The 16171-nt window shown below is 62.2% G+C and carries 18 protein-coding genes and 1 tRNA gene; 5 read left to right on the top strand and 14 right to left on the bottom strand.

Going from position 1 to position 16171, the window contains the following annotated elements; translation table 11 throughout:
• Nucleotides 1-42: 42 nt before the first annotated feature.
• The 8 genes from cysP to J5J09_RS21645 all read right to left on the bottom strand — a co-directional run bounded on the left by cysP (nt 43) and on the right by J5J09_RS21645 (nt 6517).
• Nucleotides 43-1026 carry a thiosulfate ABC transporter substrate-binding protein CysP gene (gene cysP, locus J5J09_RS21680; RefSeq protein WP_208554304.1) on the bottom strand — a complete coding sequence of 328 codons (984 nt, stop codon included), beginning with the start codon at nt 1024-1026 and terminating at the stop codon, nt 43-45.
• Between the two features lie 149 nt (nt 1027-1175).
• Nucleotides 1176-2057 carry a 3-hydroxybutyryl-CoA dehydrogenase gene (locus J5J09_RS21675; protein ID WP_208554303.1) on the bottom strand — a complete coding sequence of 294 codons (882 nt, stop codon included), beginning with the start codon at nt 2055-2057 and terminating at the stop codon, nt 1176-1178.
• A 128-nt stretch (nt 2058-2185) separates the two neighbouring features.
• On the bottom strand, nt 2186-3115 hold the full coding sequence (locus tag J5J09_RS21670; RefSeq protein WP_208554302.1) for an electron transfer flavoprotein subunit alpha/FixB family protein: 930 nt from the start codon (nt 3113-3115) through the stop codon (nt 2186-2188).
• Between the two features lie 25 nt (nt 3116-3140).
• Entirely contained in the window at nt 3141-3890 is a 750-nt protein-coding gene (locus tag J5J09_RS21665) for an electron transfer flavoprotein subunit beta/FixA family protein (protein WP_208554301.1), read from the bottom strand.
• 166 nt (nt 3891-4056) lie between these two features.
• Nucleotides 4057-4851 (bottom strand): rhomboid family intramembrane serine protease, encoded by a 795-nt coding sequence (locus J5J09_RS21660; protein ID WP_208554300.1) that lies wholly within the window; start codon nt 4849-4851, stop codon nt 4057-4059.
• Nucleotides 4852-4869: 18 nt separating this feature from the next.
• The gene (locus J5J09_RS21655; RefSeq protein ID WP_208554299.1) at nt 4870-5448 is read right to left on the bottom strand and encodes a cob(I)yrinic acid a,c-diamide adenosyltransferase; all 579 of its coding nucleotides are present in this window, start codon (nt 5446-5448) and stop codon (nt 4870-4872) included.
• Nucleotides 5449-5458: 10 nt separating this feature from the next.
• Nucleotides 5459-5656 carry a twin transmembrane helix small protein gene (locus tag J5J09_RS21650; protein ID WP_208554298.1) on the bottom strand — a complete coding sequence of 66 codons (198 nt, stop codon included), beginning with the start codon at nt 5654-5656 and terminating at the stop codon, nt 5459-5461.
• Nucleotides 5657-5683: 27 nt separating this feature from the next.
• Nucleotides 5684-6517 carry an SDR family oxidoreductase gene (locus J5J09_RS21645; RefSeq protein WP_208554297.1) on the bottom strand — a complete coding sequence of 278 codons (834 nt, stop codon included), beginning with the start codon at nt 6515-6517 and terminating at the stop codon, nt 5684-5686.
• Between the two features lie 80 nt (nt 6518-6597).
• Between J5J09_RS21645 and J5J09_RS21640 the strand changes: the two genes are divergently transcribed.
• Nucleotides 6598-7482 carry a YihY/virulence factor BrkB family protein gene (locus tag J5J09_RS21640; protein WP_208554296.1) on the top strand — a complete coding sequence of 295 codons (885 nt, stop codon included), beginning with the start codon at nt 6598-6600 and terminating at the stop codon, nt 7480-7482.
• Here the strand turns inward: J5J09_RS21640 and gluQRS are convergent.
• The gene (gene gluQRS, locus J5J09_RS21635) at nt 7444-8337 is read right to left on the bottom strand and encodes a tRNA glutamyl-Q(34) synthetase GluQRS (RefSeq protein ID WP_246746033.1); all 894 of its coding nucleotides are present in this window, start codon (nt 8335-8337) and stop codon (nt 7444-7446) included. The genes J5J09_RS21640 and gluQRS overlap by 39 nt on opposite strands.
• A 55-nt stretch (nt 8338-8392) precedes the next feature.
• On the opposite strand from gluQRS, the gene J5J09_RS21630 reads away from it, so the two are divergent.
• The gene (locus tag J5J09_RS21630) at nt 8393-9040 is read left to right on the top strand and encodes a DNA-3-methyladenine glycosylase (RefSeq protein WP_208554294.1); all 648 of its coding nucleotides are present in this window, start codon (nt 8393-8395) and stop codon (nt 9038-9040) included.
• 102 nt (nt 9041-9142) lie between these two features.
• Nucleotides 9143-9700: an HNH endonuclease gene (locus tag J5J09_RS21625; RefSeq protein WP_208554293.1), complete on the top strand. Its 558-nt coding sequence runs from the start codon at nt 9143-9145 to the stop codon at nt 9698-9700.
• 4 nt (nt 9701-9704) lie between these two features.
• Here J5J09_RS21625 and J5J09_RS21620 read toward each other — a convergent pair whose 3' ends face one another.
• Nucleotides 9705-10208 (bottom strand): disulfide bond formation protein B, encoded by a 504-nt coding sequence (locus tag J5J09_RS21620; RefSeq protein ID WP_208554292.1) that lies wholly within the window; start codon nt 10206-10208, stop codon nt 9705-9707.
• Between the two features lie 13 nt (nt 10209-10221).
• Nucleotides 10222-10803 (bottom strand): YqaA family protein, encoded by a 582-nt coding sequence (locus tag J5J09_RS21615; RefSeq protein WP_208554291.1) that lies wholly within the window; start codon nt 10801-10803, stop codon nt 10222-10224.
• Nucleotides 10804-10993: 190 nt separating this feature from the next.
• Here J5J09_RS21615 and J5J09_RS21610 point away from each other — a divergent pair.
• Nucleotides 10994-11078, top strand: a tRNA-Leu gene (locus J5J09_RS21610).
• A gap of 80 nt (nt 11079-11158) precedes the next feature.
• On the opposite strand, the gene J5J09_RS21605 is transcribed toward J5J09_RS21610, so the two are convergent.
• Nucleotides 11159-11626: a hypothetical protein gene (locus J5J09_RS21605; RefSeq protein WP_208554290.1), complete on the bottom strand. Its 468-nt coding sequence runs from the start codon at nt 11624-11626 to the stop codon at nt 11159-11161.
• Between the two features lie 194 nt (nt 11627-11820).
• Here J5J09_RS21605 and J5J09_RS21600 point away from each other — a divergent pair, with 194 nt between their 5' ends.
• Nucleotides 11821-13458: an AMP-binding protein gene (locus J5J09_RS21600; protein WP_208554289.1), complete on the top strand. Its 1638-nt coding sequence runs from the start codon at nt 11821-11823 to the stop codon at nt 13456-13458.
• On the opposite strand, the gene J5J09_RS21595 is transcribed toward J5J09_RS21600, so the two are convergent.
• Both J5J09_RS21595 and J5J09_RS21590 read right to left on the bottom strand, forming a co-directional pair.
• Nucleotides 13459-14736, bottom strand: a complete 1278-nt coding sequence (locus J5J09_RS21595) for a GNAT family N-acetyltransferase (protein WP_208554473.1) — start codon at nt 14734-14736, stop codon at nt 13459-13461.
• Nucleotides 14737-14738: 2 nt separating this feature from the next.
• Entirely contained in the window at nt 14739-16160 is a 1422-nt protein-coding gene (locus J5J09_RS21590; RefSeq protein WP_208554288.1) for an oligosaccharide flippase family protein, read from the bottom strand.
• Between the last annotated feature and the right edge of the window lie 11 nt (nt 16161-16171).

Here is a 16171-nt window from a genome sequence, read left to right as displayed (position 1 = left end):
GGCGGAACGTCCGCCGGTCCGTCAGCCTTTTCACAGCTGCCCTTAGCGGCTGCCGTAGATGCCGTCGAGAATCCCACCTTCGGCAAAATGCTCCTGGGAGACCTTGCTCCAGCCGCCGAACACGTCCTCGACCGTCACGAGACGCACGTCCGGGAACTCGTCCTTGTACTTGGCGGCGACCGCCTCGTCATGAACGCGATGTCCGAATTCGGCGGCGACGGTCTGGCCTTCCGGCGTGTAGAGGAAGTCGAGATATGTCTTCGCCAGGTCCTGACTGCCCTTCTTCTCGGCGACCTTGTCGACGATGGCGACCGGGAATTCGGCCAGAAGGCTGACGGAGGGGACCACCTGCTCGTAATTATCCTCGCCGTATTGCTTGGCGATCGACTTGGTCTCGGCTTCAAAGGTGATGATGACGTCACCGATCTCGCGCTCGACAAAGGTCGTCGTCGCGGCGCGACCGCCGGTGTCGAAAACGGGAACGTTGTCGAAGATCTTGTCGACGAATTCCGTAACCTTGGCCTCGTCGCCGCCGAACTTCTCCTTCGCGTAGGCTGTGGCCGCGAGATAGGTATAGCGGGCATTGCCTGATGTCTTCGGGTTCGGGAAGATCACCTTCACGTCATCACGGGCAAGATCGTCCCAGTCCTCGATGCCCTTCGGGTTGCCGGCGCGCACGAGGAAGGACGGGAAGGAATAGAAGGGCGAGGCATTGTTCGGGAATTCGCTCTGCCAGTCTTCGGAAACGAAGCCGTTCTTCACCAGGAATTCGATGTCGGTGACCTGGTTGAAGGTCACGACATCAGCCTCGAGACCCTCGACGATCGCGCGGGCCTGCTTGGAGGTGCCGCCATGCGACTGGTCGATGGTGATGCCCGGATTGACCTTGATGAACGCTTCGTTCTCCGCCTCGAACAGCTCGCGGGCGATGTCGTAGGAGGCGTTCAGAAGCTTGTCGGCGGCAGCGGCCTGCAGCGGAACGGTAAAGGCGGCAAGTGCTGCGGTGACGAGGAGGAGGCGTTTCATGCGGATGCTCCGGAATGCGGGGGCCAGTATCGAGCCTGCAAACTAGAGCGTCATCCGTGCGCTTCCGAGGAATGACAGACCAATGATCCATGAACGCAGCAAAAATCTTTGCGCGGTAAGAGGTTTGTCCGGAATGCGCGCGGGTCCGCTCAGCGGGTGGGGACGGGCACTTCGCCGCGATAGTCGTAGAAGCCGCGGCCGGACTTGCGGCCAAGCCAGCCGGCCTCGACATACTTTACCAGCAGCGGACAGGGGCGATACTTCGAGTCGGACAGGCCGTCATGCAACACCTGCATGATCGAGAGACAGGTATCGAGACCGATGAAATCGGCGAGCTGCAGCGGGCCCATCGGATGGTTGGCACCGAGCTTCATGGCGGTGTCGATCGCCTCGACCGAGCCAACGCCCTCATAGAGCGTGTAGATCGCCTCGTTGATCATCGGCAGCAGGATGCGGTTGACGATGAAGGCGGGGAAATCTTCCGCGACCGTGATGGTCTTGTCGAGCGAGGCAACGAAAGTCTTGGCGGTCGCGAAGGTCAGTTCCTCGGTGGCGATGCCACGTACGAGTTCGACCAGCTTCATCACCGGTACCGGGTTCATGAAGTGAATGCCCATGAAACGCTCGGGACGGTCGGTTGATGCGGCAAGGCGGGTGATCGACAGCGACGATGTATTGGTGGCAAGCAGCGCTTCCGGCTTCAGGACCGGGCAAACCTGCGCAAAGATCTTGCGCTTGACGCTCTCGTCCTCTGTCGCCGCCTCGATCACCAGATCCATCGGCGCGAGGTCGTTGATGTCGGCGCTGCCGGAGATTTTCGCGACTGCCGCCTTGCGGTCCTCCTCGTAGAGCTTGCCGTTGCTCACCTGCCGGGCAAGGTTTCCGTTGATCGTGGCGAGACCTGCTTCAGTTCTATCCTTGGAGAGGTCGTAGAGGGTCACCTTGTAGCCGGCGAGCGCGCAAACCTGAGCGATGCCGCATCCCATCTGACCAGCGCCAATGATTCCTACGTTGCTGATCGTCGTGTCCATCGCGCTCTCCCCACGCAGTCTGTTTTTGGCAAAGAAATGCCGGACCCCCATTTTTGAGGGCCCGGCAAGATTGATAGACTCGCTTTAGTCGTTTTTCCAGTCTTTTCGCAGGTGCGAAAGAGCGAGGTTTAAAGCGACTTCTCGAGTTCCGGCAGGATTTCGAAGAGATCACCGACGAGACCGTAGTCGGCGACCTGGAAGATCGGCGCCTCCTCGTCCTTGTTGATCGCGACGATCACCTTGGAGTCCTTCATGCCAGCGAGGTGCTGGATCGCGCCGGAGATGCCGCAGGCGATGTAGAGCTGCGGGGCGACCACCTTGCCGGTCTGGCCGACCTGCCAGTCGTTGGGGGCGTAGCCCGCATCGACCGCCGCGCGCGAGGCGCCGACGGCAGCACCGAGCTTGTCGGCAACAGGCAGGATGACTTCCTTGAACTTCTCCGAGGAGCCGAGCGCGCGGCCGCCGGAGATGATGATCTTGGCGGAGGTCAGTTCCGGACGATCCGAGGACGACAGTGCGTCTGCCACGTGGCTCGATACGCCCGGGTTGGCGCCGGCCGAGATGGTCTCGACGGACGCCGAACCGCCTTCACCGGCAGCGGCGAATGAAGCAGTGCGGACGGTGATCACTTTCTTGGCATCGGTCGACTGCACGGTCTGGATGGCGTTGCCGGCATAGATCGGACGCTTGAAGGTGTCTGCGGATACGACCTCGATGATTTCCGAGACCTGCATGACGTCGAGCAGCGCTGCGACGCGCGGCATGACGTTCTTGCCGACCGATGTCGCCGGAGCGATGATCGCGTCGTAACTGCCGGCGAGCGCGACGATCGTCGCGGCCAGCGGCTCGGCAAGGTTGTTGGCGAGCGAGGCGTCGTCGGCGAGCAGAACCTTGGTAACGCCTGACAGCTTGGCTGCGGATTCGGCTGCTGCCTTGGCGCCGGAGCCGGCGACGAGGATGTGAATATCGCCGCCGATCTGCGTCGCGGCCGTCAGCGCCTTGGCGGTCTGGTCGGATACGGTGGTGTTGTCGTGTTCTGCCAGAAGAAGAATGGCCATGTCTTTATCTCCCTATCCGTTCCGATTAGAGCACGCCGGCTTCGGTCTTGAGCTTGTCGACCAGTTCGGCGACGGTCTTGACCTTGACGCCAGCCTTGCGGCCACCGGGCTCCTCGGTCTTGATCACCTTTAGGCGGGCAGCCGTGTCAACGCCGAAATCGGCCGGGCTCTTCTTGTCGAGCGGCTTCTTCTTTGCCTTCATGATGTTCGGCAGCGAGGCGTAACGCGGCTCATTGAGACGCAGGTCCGTCGTGACGAGGGCCGGGAGCTTGACGTTGATGGTTTGCAGGCCGCCATCGACTTCACGGGTCACGTCGGCGGAGCCGTCCTTGATCTCTAGCTTGGAGGCGAAGGTTGCCTGGCCCCAACCGAGCAGGGCGGCGAGCATCTGGCCGGTCTGGTTCGAATCGTCGTCGATCGCCTGCTTGCCGGTGATCACGAGACCCGGTTGTTCGGCCTCGACTACACCCTTCAGGATCTTGGCGACGGCGAGCGGCTCGACTGCATCCTCGGTCTCGACCAGGATCGCGCGGTCGGCACCCATTGCGAGAGCGGTGCGCAGCGTTTCCTCTGCCTTGGCCGGGCCGATCGAGACGACGACGACTTCCTCGGCCTTGCCCGCTTCCTTCAGCCGCAACGCTTCCTCGACGGAGATTTCGTCGAAGGGGTTCATCGACATCTTGACGTTGGCGAGTTCGACGCCCGAACCGTCCGGCTTCACGCGGATCTTCACATTGTAGTCGACGACCCGCTTAACGGTGACAAGTACCTTCATGAGTTCCTTCCTTCATTGCCCGCCCTGAAAATGCGCTTTCGGACGGTCCTCCGATAGTCAGTCGGCGACATGGATACGCATTTTTTTCGCAAACACAACGGCCCGCCCGGCGGCATAATGTCGTTTAAACGATTATATTACGTTTACGTACACGTAAAATTTCTTGCTATGCCGATCGACCCCAGCGAACGGCGTCGCGCGCCGGCTCGGAGCGGCCAATCATGGATGGCGCGGGCGGCGACGCCTCCTGATGTTTGACCGAACGGGGCGTGACGATCGTGCGGTCGAACAAGGGCACGCCGCGGCGGCGCATGACCAGAACCAGAAGACCGCCGGCGAGTATGCCACCGACATGCGCGCCCCACGAGACATTGGAGCCGAAGTCGGTGGCCAGCATCACGAACTGCTGGCCGATCCAGAAGACCAGCGGAATGGCCGCTGGAAGAGGAAGAGGAAAACGGAAGAGTACCAGTACCCATACCCGCACCTTCGGGTGGAGCAGAAGGTAGGCCGCGATCACGCCGGAGACGGCGCCCGAAGCACCGATCAGCGGCACCTGTGACTGCGGACCGACAAGACCATGGACATAGGCGCCCGCCGCGGCGCAGAGCAGATAGAAGATCAGGAAGCGGACGTGTCCCAGCGCATCCTCTACATTGTCGCCGAACACCCAGAGAAACAGCATGTTGGTGCCGAGATGCATGAGGTCGGCGTGCAGGAAAGAATAGGTGAGCACCGTGGCGTCGGGCGGCACAAGTGCCAGCGAAGGATCGAGAGCGGCATAGTCAAATACGACAGCCGGAATGAAGCCGAAGCTGAAGATTGCGGCGGTCGCTATCTCTTCCGGCATTGACAGCACCGTAAGGACATAACCGACGACATTGAGGATGATCAGGCCAAGCGTGACGTATTGTCGCCGAATGTGTTTGAGGGCGTTCCTGTCGTGCAGCGGTATGAACAAGACGCCCGACCTTTCTCGTCAGCGGTTTTTTCCAGGTACCCACAATATGTCGGCCTTGCCTTTGTCGTTGGCGTATCGCGCCGCGACGAACAGAAAGTCCGACAGTCGGTTTACATATTTCAGGCACGGTTCGTGCACGTTTTCCCCGTCGATCCGCGACAGCTCCACCATCACCCGCTCGGCCCGCCGTGAGATGGTACGGGCGAGATGGAGATAGGCGGCTGCGGGCGAACCGCCGGGCAGGATGAAGGATTTCAGCGGATCGAGTTCGCTGTTCAGCTGGTCGATTTCCTTCTCCAACCGGTCCACCTGGGCCTCGATGATGCGTAGAGGCTCATAGGAAAGCGGCTCGCCGGTATCGGGCGCGGCGAGATCGGCGCCAAGGTCGAAGAGATCGTTCTGGACCCGCAGCAGCATGGCGTCGAGGTCCGTCAAGGCGTTCGTGTGCAGACGGGCCACGCCGATCGCGGAATTGGTCTCGTCGATGGTACCATAGGCGTCCACCCGCAGATCATGCTTGAGACGGCGGGGACCGGTGACCAGCGCCGTCGTTCCGTCGTCCCCGGTGCGGGTATAGATCTTGTTGAGCTTGACCATGGTCCCGATCCTATCGTCCGCCGCCCGTCAGCCACAGCGTCAGCATGATCAGCGCCACGGCGATTGCCTGCAGCAGAATACGCATCTGCATCAGCTTGTTGGAAAGGTTGCCGTCGCCACCCTTCATCATGTTGAACAGGCCGCGCACGAGAACGACGACGACCAGTCCCATGACGATGAAAGCCAGGACCGATGTGAATGTGGACATGATTTCGGATTGCCCTTTTGCTTGAGGTCAGTCCAGCGACCGCATCAGCCTGTAGAAAAGGCCGGCGGGCAGCAGTCTTTTCAGCATGGCGCCCTGCTTGGCTGGAGTTGTCACGAGATAATGTGGGCGCGGGCGTGTCGCGGTCAAGGCATGTCTGAGGACTTCATGGACCGCTTCGGGACCGAGCTTGTGACGATTGATCGGTCCGCTGCCGTCGAGACGCGCAAGCTGACGCTTGTATTCGCGCGCATGGGCCGAGTTCACAAGATCGATGTTCTCGCGAATCTGCGCCAGCGCATTGACGGTAAAGCGACTTTCGATCGGCCCCGGCTCGATCAGGCTCACATGGATGCCGCTGCCCTCCAGCTCCATCCGCAACGTCACGCTGAGACCCTCGAGTGCGAACTTCGATGCCGTGTAGGCGCCGCGATAGCGATAGGCCACGAGACCGAGGATCGAGGAGCACTGTACGATGCGGCCATGGCCTTGCCGACGCATCATCGGGATCACGCGACGGGTCAGCTCGTGCCAGCCGAAGAAATTCGTCTCGAACTGGCGGCGCAGGACGTCCGTCGACAGATCCTCGACGGCACCAGGCTGGCCATAGGCCCCGTTGTTGAACAGGGCATCGATTCGCCCGCCTGTGCGCTCGGCTACGGTATCGACGAGCGTCGCGATGCTTTCCTCGTCGGTATAGTCCATGACCAGCGCCTCCAGCCCGTCCGCCTCCAGCGCGGCCAGATCCTCACGTTTTCTGACGGAGGCGAAAACCCTCCAGCCCTCGGCCTTCAGCGCCCGCGCGCAATAGGCTCCTATGCCGGAGGAGCAGCCGGTCACGATGATGCTGCGGGTGTCGGTCATGGTCTCGATCCTGTACAAATCGGACCGGGTTTCCCATATTCCCCCGCGGGATACAATCGCTTGGCCACAAGGGAGACTTCATGACGACATACCTGCGCAGGCTCTACAGGGTGTCGTTCGATGCGGTGTACCACTTCAGCGAGGACGACGGCTGGGCGATGGCAAGCCATGTCGCGCTTTCGGCGCTGCTGGCCGTCTTTCCCTTCCTGATCTTCGGAACCGCGCTCGCCGGTTTCCTGGGCGCCGACCAGTTTTCCGAAACCGCCATCCATCTGATCTTCGACACCTGGCCCGAAGTGATTGCGAAGCCCTTGTCGGATGAACTGGTGAACGTCCTGACGATCCCGCGCGGGGGGTTGTTGACGATCTCCGTGCTGGCGGCCGCCTATTTCGCGTCGAACGGCGTGGAGGCGCTCCGGGCCGGACTGAACCGCGCCTATCGCGTCACGGAAACCCGGCCGTGGTACATCACGCGCCTGATCAGTCTGGGTTTCGTGCTCAGCGCCGTTATCGTCTTCGCCCTTGTCAGCGCTTTGCTCGTCGTCGTTCCCGTTGCCGATGCCTTTGCCGAGACATGGTTTCCGTGGATGCAGGAGTGGCTGGCGACGATCGCCAACTGGCGCATCATCGGCACCGTGGCGTTGCTGGTCGTCGGTCTGCTGCTCTCTCATCTCGGCCTGCCGGCCGGGCGTCGGCGGTTGATCGACGTGCTACCCGGCGTGGTGCTGACGCTGCTTTTGTGGATGATCGGCGCATTGATCTTCACCTATTATCTCGGCACGTTCGCCAACTACGCCGCCACCTATGCCGGCCTCGCCTCGATCATGATCGTGATCGTCTTCCTCTACATGGTCGGCGTGATCTTCCTGATCGGCGCGGAATTCAATGCCGCGCTGATGAAGTTTGCCGCCATGCGGGTCGATGTGTCACCCGGCGCCAATCCCGACCAGGCGGCGGATATCTGAGGGCGAGGCTCCCTCTGCTCGAAGCGTCGCCAGACCAGTCGATCCCTCGCTCTTCGACAGTTTGCGCCCGTCCGCGCCGAGTATCAGCCGATGGTGATGATAGCGCGGCTCCGGCAGGCCGAGCAGCCGTTGCAGCAAACGGTGCACGGCGGTCGACTGGAAGAGGTCCAGGCCCCGCACCACATGCGTAACTCCCTGCAGCGCATCGTCCAGCACCACTGAAAGGTGATAGCTCGACGGCGCGTCCGAACGCCATAGCACCACGTCGCCCCACGCCGCAGCATCGGCTGCGATCACACCCTTTTCGCCATCACCCTCCTCGTTCCGGCTCAAACCATCGCCGGCTATGGAGACGGCTTTCGCCATGTCCAGCCGCCAGGCGTGGCGCGCGCCGGAAGTAATCCGCGTCTGTCGCTCATCCTCTGAAACGTAGCGGTCATCTGCCGGATAAAGCGGCGCTCCGTCCGGGTCGCGCGGCCAAGCGGTTCCATGCGCTTCGGCCTTCGTTACGACCGCCTTCACCTCGCCGCGCGTCATGAAGGCAGGGTAGGCAAGGCCCATGTCAATCAACCTGTCCAGCGCCGACCGATAGTGCGCTATGTGCTCGGATTGCCGCCGCACCGGCTTCTCCCAATTGAGGCCCAGCCAGTCAAGGTCCTCGTATACGGCTTGCTCGAATTCCGGCGTGCAGCGGGTAATGTCGATATCCTCAATGCGCAGCAGGAAACGCCCGTTCGCCGCCTTCGCCATGTCGTGATTGAGCATCGCCGACAGTGCATGGCCAAGATGCAGCGGCCCGTTGGGGCTTGGCGCGAAGCGGAAAACGGGTGGACTTTGAGGGTCGACGGCGTGCATGCTTCCTTCTGACATGAAACCGCAATCGGCTCCAAGAGGCATTCGAAGACCGCGCATGAACCCCATCAGATCGATCGAGGACATCGAAACCGGTCTCGCCGCATTGCTTCGTATCGACCCGCGGCTCGCGAAAATCGCGGAGCGGGCTGGTCCCTTGCCGTTGCGTCTGGCCGAGCCGGGGTTTGCGGGTCTCGCCCACATCGTCGTCTCGCAAATGGTGTCGCGCGCCAGCGCCGAGGCAATCTGGGGCCGTATCCTGCTCGCCGCTGGCGAAGGGCTCTCGGCCGAGCGCTATCTGGCGATTTCCGAAGGGCCGATCGCCGGGTTCGGTCTTTCGGGTGCCAAGGCGCGCACGCTAAAAGGCCTCGCCGAGGCGGTTGTGTCAGGCACGATCGATCTCGACGCCGTCGCCAGTGCTCCCCTTGACGAGGCTATGGCGGACCTGACGCGGCTTCCTGGAATCGGACCTTGGACAGCGGAGGTGTATCTGATGTTCTGCGGCGGCCATCCCGATGTGTTTCCGGCCGGAGACGTTGCGCTGAGGGCGGCTGTCGGCTGGGCGTTCGAGTTGCCGGAACGGCCGGACATCACGAGGGTGCGGCAAATCTCCGCGCCGTGGAGCCCCTGGCGCTCGGTCGCCGCCCGGCTTTTCTGGGCTTTTTATGCAACGCGGCTCGGGCGCGAGGCCGCGCCTGCCGCATGACGACAGCGGACTCGAAGCAACTGGATTTATTGGACTTCACAATCCTGTAACAACGGACCTAATATAGAAAGTGTGGATGCCGAATCGATCAGGAGAATGCCCTTGACGATTGCTGTTTCTCCTAATTCCCTGCCGGCGCTCGTGCTGAATGCCGATTACAGGCCGCTCAGCTATTACCCTCTGTCGCTGTGGTCATGGCAGGATGCGATCAAGGCCGTGTTTCTCGATCGGGTGAACATCATCGCTGAATACGAGCACTCGGTCTGCTCGCCGACATTCTCGATGAGAGTGCCGAGCGTTGTCAGCCTGAAAACCTATGTGCAACCGACCCGCAATCCGGCCTTCACCCGTTTCAACGTCTTCCTGCGCGACAAATTCCAGTGCCAGTATTGCGGCTCCACAGAGGATCTCACCTTCGACCACGTCATTCCGCGCGCCCATGGCGGCGAGACGACCTGGGAAAACGTGGTTGCCGCCTGTTCTCCATGCAATCTGCGCAAGGGAAGCAAGCTGCCGCGGCAGGCGCAGATGTTCCCGGCACAGAAGCCCTATCGACCGACGGTGCAGGACCTGCACAACAATGGTAGGCTGTTCCCGCCGAACTATCTGCACGAAAGCTGGATTGACTATCTCTACTGGGACAGCGAACTGCAGCCCTGATCGTTCAGGCAGTCTTGCGGGTCGCGCCCCAGAAGGCGATCGCGGCGAGTGCGATACTCGTCAGGACGTTCCACCCTGCGAAGGAAAGACCGAGCACCCGGAGCGTCGCCTCGGTGCACGACGGGCCCTTGACCTCGTTCAGCTGCGCCAGGATGTCGCCGCCGGTGGCGCCTGCGCCGGCGGCGGTAATGCTGCAGCTCGCCGGGCCTTCCCAGAACTGCCATTCCACGCCTGAATGATAGACGCCCATACCGGCGCCGACGACCATCAGCAGGCCGATGGCGACGAGAAGCGTCTTCGTGATCCAGACCGGCAGCCGCAGCATAGACGCGACGATCGCGAGAATGCCGAGCGGGATGCCGATATAATAGGGATTGCGCTGCATCAGGCAGAGCGCGCAGGGAATATAGCCGCCGATATGCTCGAAGCCGAGCGCTGAGCCGACGACGATTGCCATGCCGATCGTCGCCGCGACGGCTGCCATTGTGGTTTTGGTGATCGCGGCCATGGGCGCGTGCCTTTCAGAAGATGAACTTGACGAGGTAGAAGCCGCCGATCAGCAGCACCATGAAGAGGGTGAAAAGAAGGCCGAGATACTTTTCGATGAACAGCCGGATCGGTTCGCCGTAAAGCTTCAACAGCCAAGAGACGAGGAGGAAACGGGCAGCTCGGCCGACGATGCTGACAAGAGTGAATATGAAGATGTTCAGTCCCGTCGCACCGGAGAAGATCGTCAGCACCTTGTAGGGAAACGGTGTGACGGCGGCAAACAGCACGCCCCAGCCACCCCAGGTGTTGTACCAATCGGCGATCTCGGTAAAGGCATCTTCCTTGCCGTAGAAGGCGAGGATCGGCTGGCCGACGGTCTCATACAGGAACATGCCGATCGCGTAGCCGAGGAACGCGCCCAGCACAGACGCGACCGTGCAGATCAGGGCGATCCGGAGCCAGTTCATCGGCTTGGCGATCACCATGGGGATGAGGACCACGTCCGGCGGTATGGGAAAGAAGGAGCTTTCGATGAAGGAAACGCCGAACAGCGCCTTTTCGGCATGGCGGGTTCGGGCAAGCGACATGGTCCAGTCGTACAGGCGGCGCAGCATCGGAAGACCCCGTTGACGTTGGCAGCCGTTTTATTGGAGCCCTCGACCGGAGTAAATGCCATCCATGCCGCAGTGCGAAAGCTTTTCGAAAATCACCGCAAGATCGTCTCTTTGTGTCCGATACCAGTTGACCCGCACATACCCATTCGTATAGTCCGGCGCTGTTCTACCCGACTGGAACGCATGGATTGCCCCATTGGCGGAACTGGTAGACGCGCTCGACTCAAAATCGAGTTCCGAAAGGAGTGCTGGTTCGATTCCGGCATGGGGCACCAATTCATCCCGGCGGCACCGCAGTGTCCGTGCTGAGGCCCTGCGGCATTCTCCTTTGGAAGACTTCAAATCTCGGAAAGCCTCAGGCCTTCTGCGCCCCGCTCGCCTGAAGATGCTCCATCAACGCCTTCACCTCGCCGGCGCGGACCATCTGGGCCGGAGTGCGGCCGCCGAGCGCTTCCAGGCGATGGCTGCGATACCAGGTTTCGGCCGCGTCAGTCGAGCCCAGCGCCTTGGTCATGCGCGCGACGAGCAACTGTTTCGCACCCTTGGCCGACAGCGTGCCCTGTTCTATGGCACCACCAATCCTGGCACTCGCCGATCGCAGTACCTTCTGCTGGATCTGCTGCCGTGCTGCGACGCCGCGGGCGCCGACCGGGGAGACGATCTTCACATTGGCAATCGTGCCTGCGTCCTCGTTACCCTTGGCCTTGCGGCGGGTCTTCGGCAGCAGCGTCTTGTCGACGCTCACCAGGCTGACAGCCTGGCCAGAGCGCAGCATGCCGGTCTTCGGGCGTTTTCCGTCGGAATCGGAGGTGTTGTCGTTCATTCTTGTCACTCGGTCTTATCCGGTTAGCGGTCGTGATCGCCACGACCGCCGGGTCTCGGTTTCGGTGGCGGGACGCTACACGGACGTCGAAACGCTGTCCAGCGGAGCATGGCAACCCACCGAATACCGCTCCATTGTGCAGGTGCGAAAGGAGTGATAGCTAGGAAACTATCGAGTTTTTCGGGAATTTCGGCATGTTCTTGCCCGTTCGGGACAGCTACGAGGCGCTTTATCGCGATTTTTCGTGGCAGATTCCGTCAAAATTCAACATTGGTGAGGCCGTCTCCGACGCCTGGGCCCGCAACGAGCCCAACCGGGTCTGCCTTCAGCACTTCAGTGCCGACGGAAAGCATCTGTCGATGACCTATGGGCAGCTTTCCGCCCGATCGTCGCAGTTTGCCAATGCGCTTGTTGCCCTTGGCGTGAATCCCGGCGATCGGGTTGCGCTCCTGCTGCCTCAGTGCTTCGAGACCGTGATCGCCCATGTCGCCATCTACAAGCTCGGGGCCATCGCCCTGCCGCTGGCTCTTCTGTTCGGCGCGGAGGCGCTGGACTACCGGCTGCGTGCCGCGGGCGCTTCGGTTCTGGTCACAAATGCCTTTGGCCTGTCACGCCTTGCCCAAGTCAGCCCGCGTCCCGAGGGGCTGCGGCACGTGATCTCGGTCGACGGTGAGACGCCTGGCGCTCTCTCGTTCCACGATCTCATCGAAGCACAGGCCTCGGTGTTCGAAGTTATCGACAGCGGCCCCGACGATCCGGCGCTGATGATATTCACCTCAGGTACGACGGGTCCGCCGAAGGGCGCGCTGCATGGACACCGGGTCCTGCCCGGCCATATTCCCGGCTTCCAGATGGCGCACGACTTCATCCCGCGCGATGGCGACCGGATGTGGACGCCGTCCGACTGGGCCTGGGCCGGCGGGCTTCTGAATGCCCTCCTGCCCTCCCTGCTGCTTGGCGTTCCGGTGGTCTCCTCGCCGGCGCAGAAGTTCGATCCGCACATTGCCTTCCGCATCATGGCGGAGATGGGCGTGCGCAACGCTTTCATCCCGCCGACGGCGTTGAGGCTTTTGCGGTCCATCGATAATCCCCGCCGCCACTACGATCTTTCCCTGCGCAGCATCGGGTCTGCCGGAGAATCGCTTGGCCGCGAGACCTACGAGTGGGTAAGGTCGGCGCTCGGGCTTGTGCCCAACGAATTCTACGGCCAGACCGAATGCAATTTCGTGCTCTCGTCGGCCGCCCATCTCGGCGTCAGCAAGGGCGGCAAGATCGGCCGCTCCGTGCCGGGTCATCGTGTCGCCATTATCGATGACGAAGGGCGTGCCGTTCCGCCGGGCGTTACCGGTCAGGTGGCGATCGCCCGACCGGATCCGGTGATGTTCCTCGGCTATTGGCAGGACGAGGCCGCGACGGAACGAAAATTCGTCGGGGACTGGATGAAGACCGGCGATCTCGGCCGGCAGGATTCCGATGGCTTCGTCGAATTCATTGGCCGCGATGACGACGTGATCACCTCTGCCGGTTACCGGATCGGTCCGACGGAGGTCGAGGACTGTCTTCTCAGCCATCCAGCGGTGAAACTCGCCGCCGTCATCGGAAAGCCCGATCCAGTTCGAACCGAAATCGTCAAGGCCTTCGTCGTTTTGTCGCCGGGCCATGAGCCGGGCGAAGCGCTCGCCCGCGCGATTTCCGACTGGGTCAAGCAGCGGCTTTCCATGCACGAATATCCGCGCGAAGTGGCTTTCGTCGACGCCCTGCCGATGACGACGAGCGGCAAGGTGATCCGCCGGCTGTTGCGCGACGGGGAGCACGCGGCTGCGGCGGAATAGTCAGTCGTCGTTGCGGCGTGCGAGGATCTTGTCGCGCAGGATGCGGGCCATGTTGCGGGTATTGCGGTAGAGGTGCAGTTGGTTGGCCGCCTGTCGCACGTCCCGGTCGCTGTTGCGGGCCAGGCCGATCACCAAAGTGCCCATTTCCTCCCGCTCACGCCAGAAGCGGCTCATGATCGGATGGTCCGGCACGGCGCAGGAATCTGTTCGTTCGATATTGGCATCGTCGAGATGCCATTTCGTCAACTCGACCATCAAAAGCTTGCCCGGTGAGAAGCGTGCGTAACTCTCGTCATAGGCGGTCTTCCAAGTATAAGCCTCGCCGCCCATGATGAACACCACCATGGAGGCGATCGCCTGGCCATTCAGGTCGAGCGTATGGATACGCACAGCGTCGATATCGGCGAGATTGGTGATCGCCTCGCGCGCAAAGGCGGCTCGGTAGCGGTCCATCACCATGGCCGAGCGCTTCTTGCCCTTCCAGCCGCTTGCCTCGAGCGCCAGGAATTCCTCCATACGCACCCGAATGTCCTCCGGCTGGCGGGCGACGTTGTAGGAGAGCCCGCCGTCTTTGGCGAGCAGGCGCCACTGGCGGCGCATCTCGCGCAGATGGTGTTTCGAAAGCGAGCCGGCGAGATAGGTTTCGCCGTCCTCGTCGCTATTCAGCATCGGACGCTGATAGGTATTGGTCAGCGTTAGCGGCAGGTCACGGCTGATCGCCAGGGCCCTGATCATCTGGGCGACGATCCCATTCAGCCTCAGATCCGGCAGCACCAGCACGCCCGGCAGCTTCGATGCCGGTAGCGCATAGGCCTCCAGCATGTTCTCGATCGTTTCGGCCGCCTCCTCGGCGTCGATCAGCGGCGTGCCGAGCGGGCCGAACGGGTTCGACCAGGCGCGAATGATCGACGGACCGACGGAAAAGCCGGGTTTCTCGACGGAGAACGGCATCAGCATGCGCATGCGGCTGCGATTGTTCCGGTCGTCGCGGATCAGGGCCAGCCGCACCTGCCGGTCCTCGAGCCGAGGCATGGCCGGCGCCAGGAATCCGGCGGCGAAGAAGATGTTCGGTTCCATCGCCCGGTTCGTCAGGAACTGCAGTTCCTCCTGCAGATCGTAGCCCATCCGGGCCGGATACAGGAACAGCCGGCGGCCGGGCCGCCCGATCTCGAGCTCGATGTCGGCGACGGGCCGCTCGCGCGGCACGCTCGCCAGCGCGCCGACCATGCGGTTGGCGTTGCTGTTGACGCTTTCGTCGTAGATCGGTGGGTTGGGCATGGTCATTGCGCCCTTTTCTTCATCAGCGAGGTCGGATCGGCAAAGGCGAAGAGCACGATGCCCAGGGAACGTCTGACCGCGATATGCAGCAGCAGCGCTTCGGTCATGGTGGCGGCGGCGGTGGCGATCGCGGCGCCGGCCAGACCGTAGAGGGGAATGAGTGTTACATTGAGGCCAATGTTGACGGTGAGTGCCGCGACATAGAGCACGACGCAGAGCATCTGCCTCCCGGCCATGGTCAGCAGCACCTCGCCTGGGCCGACGAGAGCCTTGGCGAGGCTGCCGGCGAACAGGATCGCCATCAGATAGTAGCCGGCGCCGAAGGCCGGGCCGAACAGCGACAGCAGAAAAGTGCCGAGTGCCAGGACGACAAGACCCATCCCCAGCGACGGCCAGAAGCTCCAGCGGCTGGTGGTGCCGGCGAATGTGGCGAGCGCCATCATGTCACCGTCGGCCATCATCGCCGAAAAGCGGGGTGCGGCGGCTGCTTTCACCGCGAAATAGACGAACTGCACCAGCGCCATGGTCTTCGCCGCGGCAAAGTAGATCGCGACCTGGTCCGGCTCAAGGTAGAGGCCGACGACGACGACGTCGGAATTGGTGAGCAGGAAGCCGAAGCCCTCGATCAGGAAGATCGGCAAAGCCACCCGGAACCAGGCGAGGAAGTCGATCTTCAGCGGCCCGCGCTCGAAGCGACGGCGCAGGCGCAGGTTGATCGAGATGAACTGCACGAGCGTCGTCACATAGGTTGCGGCAAGGGCTGCCTGCATTGCCGTCGTTGCGGTGCGCGGCGCGCCGAACAGCACGGCGATCAGCATAAAGACGAGGATCAGCGTGGGGCGGATGATGTAGGTGGGGCTCAGAGCGGCGACAGGCCAGCTGTTGGCGCGCGCCGTGCCGTCAAGCACGTCGCCGAGCGCAATCATCGGCAGGGCGATGAGGCCGAGGAACAGCGGCACCATGTAGTAGGCTTCGATCCGGTCGCCGAGAAGATGCATCGCTGCGAAGCCGACAAGCGCCAGCATGGTGGCGGAAAACATCGCGAACAGGCGTGCCGTAACGGTGAGGCCACGGATTTCGCTGCGCTCGGTCTCGTCGTCATATTGCGGCAGGAAGCGGATGACTGCGGTGTGGAAGCCGAGGCAGGAGAGGTTGCCGAACAGGACCACCAGCACCCAGACGAAGACGAAGATGCCGTATTCGAACTCGCCCATCAGGCGGGCCTGGATGATCTGCGAGAAGAAGGCGATGCCGGCGCTGACGACGCGGATGACGAAGGCGATCAGGGCCATGCGCTGGGCGCGGGCGGTTTCGTCGGTGGCAAGGAAGGTTCCCGCCAGCCGCAGCATCACCGGCGCGAGCAGCTGGCGCAAGCCTGCCGGCAGCATCTTTTCCGCTGTCTGGACAACCGCCATGATCGACACGCACTGCTCAC

This window comes from Ciceribacter sp. L1K22, from assembly GCF_017599385.1.
Classification (GTDB): Bacteria; Pseudomonadota; Alphaproteobacteria; order Rhizobiales; family Rhizobiaceae; genus Allorhizobium.
The sequence above is the reverse complement of the archived record's forward strand: the minus strand, read 5'-3'. Positions and strand labels throughout refer to the sequence as shown.